We start from the raw sequence: 6794 nt of genomic DNA on the forward strand, positions 1-6794 counted from the left end.
CAACGAAAAGTATGAATAATTCAGGATTATTAAACAAATTAAAGTGTTGAAAAACCATGCCTATATTTTCTCGAGCTTTATCAATATCAACCTTAGGTTCACTAATATCCACTCCGTCGATCTCAATCGAACCGGAAGTAGGATCTTCAAGCTTGTTTAAACAGCGTAATAAAGTACTTTTTCCTGAACCGGAAGGGCCAATAACAACCACTACTTCATTATTTTTGACAGAAAAGTTTATTCCTTTCAAAACGTGATTATCACCATAACTTTTATTTAAGTTTTTAACATTCACTTTTAAGTCTGACACTAGAACCCCTCCTCAAACAATCTTGCTTCTTTTATAACTATTCAATGTGAATTTTTCAAAAGTTAATTCAAATCTAATGTCACAAGTATACCACATTAGTAAATCTACAACATCGATATAATTAAATCAAAGCAAACTAAATTCATTTTTGTTAAGTTAATTTAAAATTAGCACTTTTAGACAACCAGCTTTGACAACTTTTTTGGTTTTTCTTTTCACTTTAAATAAAAAAAGTAATTTCATTTTTTTCAAAAATAAAGAGTCAACCGCACTACGAAACCAAATATATCTTCTATACCAAAAGCTCCTTAAAATTTTTAACTCAATATCGATATCTTTTTAAGAGACTTTGTGGTCACATCATTGAAACTAAAGCAGAGCAGTTTTTTTCAGGATTGTAATGGTGAATAATTATCTTGATTTAGTGGACCATTAACATTGATATTTGAGAAGTTGCTTTTTTAAATTTAAAAGCACCATCGCAAATCATGAAAAAAAACGGCGTTCTTGTAAAACTATCAAATAATATGTTTTCTCTCCTACCTCTGTATACCACCATACATTTGTAACCAAATGTATAGAACAACCCAGATACCATACCAAATGAAAGTCCATAAATCTTTTTTAAATTCTTGTCATCCATTATCTTGTACTATTCCCATGTTCTACAGACGACACCCTTTTATTTCATTAACAATTACTTTCAGGACACTCACTTTTTTAACCCGTACTTGTTACCCTATTGTGGGACATTAAATTCCAGCGAACTATTGGTAAAATGCATCTGTTGAAAATAAATTATACGACAGTATGCGGCAAAACATTGCTTGCACACTATGAAAAGACCCACGAAAAATATATCAATACTAATAAATTGCTATAATTAAAAAACCCCAAATCAACGACATACGAAGATTTGAGGGATATTAAAAGCTTAATATTGGGCATACAGGTCTCGAACCTGTAAATTATGGATTCAGAGTCCACTGCCTTACCAGTTTGGCGAATGCCCAATAACTCAACTCCATTAGTTTACTGTAAATATAAAAATTTGTCAAGCTGAATTTAAATTTTTTTACAATAACACCTAATGAAGAAAACCATATATAAAAATAAAATCCACTATTTACCTTGATCAAGGGCTTTAGTTAGCTGATCCGTATGCTTTTTAAGATAATGTAACAACTCATGTTCATTTTTAAAAACGTGCGGATGAACTTGTCCATGCAAACGCAAAGTGATCTGGTTAATTTTGATTCGACCAGTCCATGTGTAGGTATGTTCGACAATAAATCTGTTCAAATAATGACCTTCAGCATCTTGACCAAAGTTCAAAACATAGACCCTTTCAGGTACCATCAATGGATTAACGTGCTCTTTAGTATACGGGATCTTGTTTGCACGCAAGAAATGTTTTGTTTTTTTGAGCAAGTTTGAACCCTCCTTGGTGATATTTTCCTGGCAATTCGTCTTATCATTGACTATTATAACCTAAATCAGTCGATGATAACCAGTTATTATATAATTGATGATAAAAAGAAAGAACGCCTGCAAAATTTGATTTACAAGCATTCTCTTAACTCGTATCTTGCCATAATCACCCGTACGGGGATCGAACCCGTAACTCCGCCTTGAGAGGGCGACGTCTTAACCAATTTGACCAACGGGCAAAATTACTCTTTTAATTATACATGATAGACGGCAATTGTCAAACCAATTTTAGAATATTTTTATAAAAAGCGTTTTTTTATTTAGTTTACAATAAAAGATAATGACTCTAATCTTGCCACCACTCATCAAAAACTTCTTGTAATTTTTCGACCGCATGCCCACGATGGCTAACTTTATTTTTCTTCTCCATAGTCAGCTCAGCAAATGATTTATTCAAAGGTGGGTAATAAAATAAGGGGTCATAACCAAAACCGTCTGTACCTTGCTCCTTAAATAAAATTAAACCCTCGACTTCTCCTGTAACACTCAAGGGTTTAACTTCAGGACGTACTGCCACTATCGAGCAATGGAAACGTGCAGTTCTTTTCTCATAAGGAATACCTTGTAACTCAGTCAACAACTTTCTCTTATTTGCCTCATCATCATGATCACCAGCATAACGCGCTGAATGGATACCAGGTCTTCCATTTAAAGCATCCACTATCAAACCGGAATCATCAGCCAAAACCGGGATACCTAGTGCAGACATCAGCGTGTTGGCCTTGATCAAGGCATTTTCTTGGAAAGTCTGCCCATTTTCTTCGATCTCATAATTGTTTTCAAGATCTGCCAAAGTTTTAACAGTAACACCCCTCTTCTCGAAAATTTTTCGATATTCCGCAGCTTTCCCAGGATTAGCTGTCGCAATTAGTATTGTGTCCACATGTATCCCTCCAACAAATAGTTTTCCTAATTAATTATCCCAAATAATTATCCCAAATAATTATCAAAAATACCACCATTCACAACAAAATACTATAATTTTTTCAAAGTTAAATTTTTTTTGGTTTCAAAGAAAAAATGTATGTATAATATACTTTAGAAATTTAAAGGAGTAAAAATCCATGTCAAAAAAATTTTTCGATGTTTCATCAGATACAAGAAGTTTCCCCACCACCCTTTTACGTGATGAATTGATCCCTGCTTTAGTCGGCAAAGATGGTAATATTTTATACTGGGCAGGCAAAAAAATCGCTCGTGAATTTGTCTTAACAAAAGATGAAGAAATAGCTGTTTTTTTTAAAGAAGCCGGTTGGGGCAATTTAGAACGCATCAAATCCAAAAGAAACACACAAACATTTGAACTGTCTGGAACAATTATTGAAACGCGGCAAAAGGTTGACAAGTCAGCCAACTATTTGTTAGAGGCAGGCTTTTTAGCCGAAACTATTCAAAACCAAATAGGACATTTAGCAGAAGCACTAATTTCAAGCACAAAGAAAAATATTGTTACGATCATTGTACAAGTTGATTTAAACAGTTCTACAGAACAAGAAGACGTTGAAGAAAATAATCGTATTAATTTGGTGGAAAAACACGACAACAGATTTTAAGACCATTACGATGTTATGGCAACAGCATATACACATTACTTTTTTAACCTACTCATAATTCAAAAGCAGCAAGCAGAGCTCTAATACAAGCTCACCTACTGCTTTTTCACTACTTTAAATGTACAATAGTCGCACCATTGCCTCCAGCGTTAGGAGAAGCATATTCAAAGCTCTTAACAGAACGGCTATTTTTTAAATACTTGATAATCCCTTGACGCAAAGAACCTGTCCCTTTTCCATGAATCAAGGTTACAGACGAATAACCCGCAAGCTGTGCACTGTCCAAATAGCGATCAACATTGGTCAATGCTTCTTCATAGCGCTGGCCACGTAGATCAAGGCTGGTAGAGATCCCACTGCTGGCAGTTCTTTTGACAGAAGCTTTGTTGTCTTGATTGTTTTCTTCAGACACAGAGATTTTTTCAAGGTCATTTTCATTGATTTTCATTTTAAGAATACCAATTTGTACTTCCCAGTCATGATTCCCTGCTTTATGCAGCAAAACACCTTTCTGACCATATGTTTTGACTAAGACATCATCATTCGGGTGCAGGTCATGCTTTTGTTTAGCACGTTTTAGAACTTTGTTCTTCTGCAAATTTTCAGGTTGGTGAAGTTTATTCAGTTGTCCTTTGGCATTGATCAGCTTATCTTCTTTAACATTTAGACCGCCATTCAGTCTCAGCTGACGAAGATCAGCAATTATCTGATCAGCCTTCTTCGTAGTCTCAGCTACCGTATCATTAGCCTTTTGTTTAGCTTTTTCTAAAAGCTTGTCACGCTGGTCATTTAAAGCAGCATATGCCTTTTCAAGGTCTGAGTGCAATTGTTCAGATTCTACTAGATATTTATGAGTTTGAATTTTCTCTTCTTCAGCATCATGTCGTTTTTGAACTAGGTCGCCGATCATATTATTAAGATCTTGACTGTCCTTTGAGACTAATTGGGTTGCCGAATCAATGATCGTTTGCGGCAAACCTAAACGGCGAGAAATATCTAAAGCATTACTTCGCCCCGGAATACCGATCAGCAATTTATAAGTTGGTTTCAAAGTACTACTGTCAAATTCAACAGAAGCATTGACCGTTTCAGGACGCTCATAACCGTACACTTTTAACTCAGGATAATGTGTAGTTGCAACCACATAGCTTCCCTTAGCAGCCACGTCATCTAAAATAGCGATTGCTAAAGCTGCACCTTCTTGTGGATCAGTACCTGAGCCTAATTCGTCAAATAAGACTAAAGACCTGGGTGAAATTTGATCCAAAAAATCAACTATATTTGTCATGTGTGAAGAAAAAGTACTAAGATTTTGTTCGATCGACTGTTCATCGCCAATGTCAGCAAATATTTCAGCAAATATACAGATCCGACTACCTTCATTTGCAGGGATAAACAGGCCTGATTGACCCATTAGTTGAATCAAACCAATAGTTTTTAGTGTGATCGTTTTCCCCCCAGTATTGGGACCAGTGATCAACATTGTTTTAAAATCTTTCCCTAACATGATGTCATTTTTAACTGCTTTTTTAGGATCAAGCAATGGATGCCATGCCTGCCTAAAATACAATGAATCGTCATCTGTTAAAAATGGTTCTGATGCACCCAGATCCTTAGCATAAGCAGCCTTAGCATTAGCAAGATCCAAGTGTCCTAAAAGTTGCGCATTAGCTTCGATTTCGGACGTATACGGCGCGATCAGTTCCGAAAGCTCACGCAAAATACGCCGGACCTCTTCTTTTTGTGCAGCTTCTTGCTGAGATAATCTATTATTAAGTGCCACGATCTGTTTTGGTTCAATAAAGAGTGTCTGACCACTCGTACTTTGATCATAAACCTGCCCACCAAAAGAATTCCGGTATTCTGCTTTAACTGGCAACACATAGCGATCTTGTCGAATAGTAACTAACGCTTCACTTAAATACTTGGCAGATTTTCCCCGAGTAAAGTCAGCCAATGTATCGCGAATACTTTGTTCAGTTGTAATGATCTGTCGTCTAAGGCTCTTTAACAAACTAGATGCATCATCGGTCACATGACCGTCATTTTCAATTGACAAGGTTAACCTTTTAGTAACCTGGGGCAAAGTTTCCAGGTCAAAAGCTGTTTCATAAAGCTTATCTAAAGCTACATCATCATCTTGTAAATTTACAAAAAATCGTCGTACCTCGCTTGTAGTACGTAAAACTTTTCCCACTGCAGCTAACTCTTTGGCACTCAACGACGCACCGATGTCCAATCGCTTTAAAAAGGGTTTAACATCTGTGATTTTTGGCAATGGTATCCCATCTTTTAAACGCAAAATGTCAGCTGCGTCTTTCGTTTCGCTAAGAGCAAGTACAATTTCAGCCTTAGTAGTAAAGGGGCGTAATTTTGTTAGTTCTTTCTGTCCCATATCCGTGACTAAATATTGTTTAGCCTGTTGCTTGATCTTAAAATATTCTAATGTCGTCAAACTTTTTTCATTCATTATTTCCACCTCTTTTGACCATTCACTTTATCCATTTATCAAAAATTTGTCTCGAAAAAATGGGGGTCTCTTTTATTATTTTTTCTGCGATCGCAGAATTTTCTAAGGATTCTTGTACTTGGGATGTAGGACTGGTCGCTAATAAAAGTAAGCCGAAAAATACTACTGTATAAGCAATGATCAGCCAGGCCAACCCACCTGCCAGTGCATTAAATTGAGAGATCACGGGCAATTTTGTGATCGATGTAAAGGTATTGGTCACGATCCGTAAAATGATACCACCTAAAATTGCAATAATCCAAAAAGCCAAAATTCTATAAAAAAGAAGAGTAAATGTGCCAGTACTACCAGGATCTTGATCTAAAGCAGGCATATATTGTGTTAGAAATTCGCCCAACGGTCCAGAAAGATACAAGGACAAAAGTAAAACTAGTACATAGCCAACCACACTGAGCAAGGTTTGCAATAACCCCCGCTTGAAACCGTAGCGAAATCCCATTACCAAAATGAGTAAAATTATTAGTGAAACTAGCATTCACTCACCTACTATTCCCCATCAACCTTATTTTTATCACGAATATCATCTAATTCCTTTTGTTTTTTTAGTTGGTCAGAAACTGCATTTATCGCTAATAAAATTGCTGCATCCTCGCGATTAACATTGGCAGCCATAATTTCTGTCATTTGTTCATTGACCAGTTGAGAAACAGCCCGCATATGCTCAGAAGTACTATCCCCGATCACTACATAATTTTTATTTGCGATTTGCATTTTAAATCTTTTTTTGTCTGCAGACATTCTAGCTCCTCCATTCACCGCTTTAATACACAAATTTTATTTTAGCATAATTTCTCTTTGCATTAAGCTAAATGCCAGATTTTTAAACAAACTGCAACTCATTGATATCGTTCAAAAACTAGTAAAAAAGCAGCCAAAACCTTGGTTCTATAATATTTGGTACTGATAGAAA

At 35.9% G+C, this 6794-nt stretch carries 7 protein-coding genes and 2 tRNA genes; 1 reads left to right on the forward strand and 8 read right to left on the reverse strand.

The genetic code is table 11. From position 1 onward, the window contains the following. The 5 genes from FC65_RS07785 to FC65_RS07805 form a co-directional block, all read right to left on the reverse strand. Positions 1–310: ATP-binding cassette domain-containing protein (locus FC65_RS07785; RefSeq protein ID WP_156408601.1), on the reverse strand; the 310-nt coding region annotated here is incomplete at its 3' end. A gap of 940 nt (positions 311–1250) precedes the next feature. Beyond that, positions 1251–1323 (reverse strand) — tRNA-Gln (locus FC65_RS07790). A gap of 109 nt (positions 1324–1432) precedes the next feature. Further along, complete coding sequence (locus FC65_RS07795; protein WP_010499866.1) at positions 1433–1741, reverse strand: hypothetical protein; 309 nt, start codon at positions 1739–1741, stop codon at positions 1433–1435. A 166-nt stretch (positions 1742–1907) separates the two neighbouring features. Beyond that, positions 1908–1980, reverse strand: a tRNA-Glu gene (locus FC65_RS07800). Positions 1981–2087: 107 nt separating this feature from the next. Continuing rightward, a complete protein-coding gene (locus FC65_RS07805) occupies positions 2088–2684 on the reverse strand; it encodes an XTP/dITP diphosphatase (RefSeq protein ID WP_056972182.1) in 597 nt (198 codons plus the stop codon). A gap of 181 nt (positions 2685–2865) precedes the next feature. Between FC65_RS07805 and FC65_RS07810 the strand changes: the two genes are divergently transcribed. Continuing rightward, a complete protein-coding gene (locus FC65_RS07810; protein ID WP_010499869.1) occupies positions 2866–3354 on the forward strand; it encodes a YslB family protein in 489 nt (162 codons plus the stop codon). A 109-nt stretch (positions 3355–3463) separates the two neighbouring features. On the opposite strand, the gene FC65_RS07815 is transcribed toward FC65_RS07810, so the two are convergent. From FC65_RS07815 to FC65_RS07825, 3 genes are read right to left on the reverse strand one after another with little or no spacing between them, the layout of a single operon-like run. Further along, positions 3464–5824: an endonuclease MutS2 gene (locus FC65_RS07815; protein WP_056972184.1), complete on the reverse strand. Its 2361-nt coding sequence runs from the start codon at positions 5822–5824 to the stop codon at positions 3464–3466. 22 nt (positions 5825–5846) lie between these two features. Further along, complete coding sequence (locus FC65_RS07820; protein ID WP_010499106.1) at positions 5847–6359, reverse strand: CvpA family protein; 513 nt, start codon at positions 6357–6359, stop codon at positions 5847–5849. 11 nt (positions 6360–6370) lie between these two features. Next, the gene (locus FC65_RS07825) at positions 6371–6622 is read right to left on the reverse strand and encodes a cell division protein ZapA (RefSeq protein WP_056972186.1); all 252 of its coding nucleotides are present in this window, start codon (positions 6620–6622) and stop codon (positions 6371–6373) included. Between the last annotated feature and the right edge of the window lie 172 nt (positions 6623–6794).

Source organism: Ligilactobacillus acidipiscis DSM 15836, assembly GCF_001435755.1.
GTDB lineage: Bacteria > Bacillota > Bacilli > Lactobacillales > Lactobacillaceae > Ligilactobacillus > Ligilactobacillus acidipiscis.

Bases quoted from the DNA above. Each gene is read 5' to 3' on its own strand.
- FC65_RS07810 (WP_010499869.1), top strand. From the start codon at position 2,866: ATGTCAAAAAAATTTTTCGATGTTTCATCAGATACAAGAAGTTTCCCC.
- FC65_RS07815 (WP_056972184.1), bottom strand. From the start codon at position 5,824: ATGAATGAAAAAAGTTTGACGACATTAGAATATTTTAAGATCAAGCAA.
- FC65_RS07820 (WP_010499106.1), bottom strand. From the start codon at position 6,359: ATGCTAGTTTCACTAATAATTTTACTCATTTTGGTAATGGGATTTCGC.
- FC65_RS07825 (WP_056972186.1), bottom strand. From the start codon at position 6,622: ATGTCTGCAGACAAAAAAAGATTTAAAATGCAAATCGCAAATAAAAAT.